Below are 893 nucleotides of genomic sequence, written 5' to 3'. Positions count from 1 at the left end.
TCGCCTCCAGGAATAAGGTCCCAGGAGGAATACCCTTCACCGAAATTTTCGCGAGTGCCGCATTGCCGAGCTCACCGCTTTGCATTTGATCCATGAGTTCCGTCACCATGGGATGCTCCCAAGTAACGAAATCCATATCTTCGCGGACCAGCGCTTTTTCACGCTGATAAGTCAGCGTCATCCCTTCATCGGTCAGACAGGGAAATTCCGTTGTTAGCATATGCTCGCCAGGGTGCAATACGAGTGAGCCATCTGATTGATGCTCTTGTTCAACACCATATAAATCGTAAACACGCTGCATGTAAGCGGCGAGTTCTTGGCTCCGTTCCTCAGACTCCAACAACTCTATCAATGCTTGCGCCTCCTCCGTTCGGCAGGAGTTCAATTCCAACAATACATTGCGGCCTTGCTGCATTTCCGCCATCAGCGCTTCTTGATGGCCGCGCACCTCGCTTATAAACTGACTTGCGCCATCAGCGTTGTAATCCGCGGCGTCCAAATACTGTTTGAGGCGATCATCATACTGCTGTTGAATGGCATAGCCTGCCGGGCAACTCGTTTCAAACGCATTCAGCGCCTCATGGAACCAGCGATACCAGCCTTCTCGCTCCGAGCCTTTGATATATGGCACATGAATCTGAACATCGCGCAATTGGCCGATTCGATCCAAGCGCCCGATGCGCTGTTCCAGCAAATCCGGATTCTTTGGAAGATCCAGTAACACAAGGTTGCTCGCAAACTGGAAATTACGCCCTTCACTGCCAATTTCCGAACAGATCAAGGCCTGAGCACCCTCTTCTCGATCAGCGAAATACGCCGCCGCACGGTCACGTTCGATAATGCTCAAACCCTCGTAGAAGGCGCTTGTTCTAAACCCCTGACGCAGGCGCAAA

At 51.8% G+C, this 893-nt stretch carries 1 protein-coding gene; it reads right to left on the bottom strand.

Features of this window, described 5'->3' with window-relative positions; all coding sequences use genetic code 11:
- Window positions 1–847: helicase-related protein (locus tag A3750_RS19610; RefSeq protein ID WP_255374892.1), on the bottom strand; the 847-nt coding region annotated here is incomplete at its 3' end.
- Between the last annotated feature and the right edge of the window lie 46 nt (window positions 848–893).

This window comes from Oleiphilus sp. HI0079 (assembly GCF_001635105.1).
Note: the sequence above shows the minus strand (reverse complement) of the source record. Positions and strands in the feature narration are given on the sequence as shown.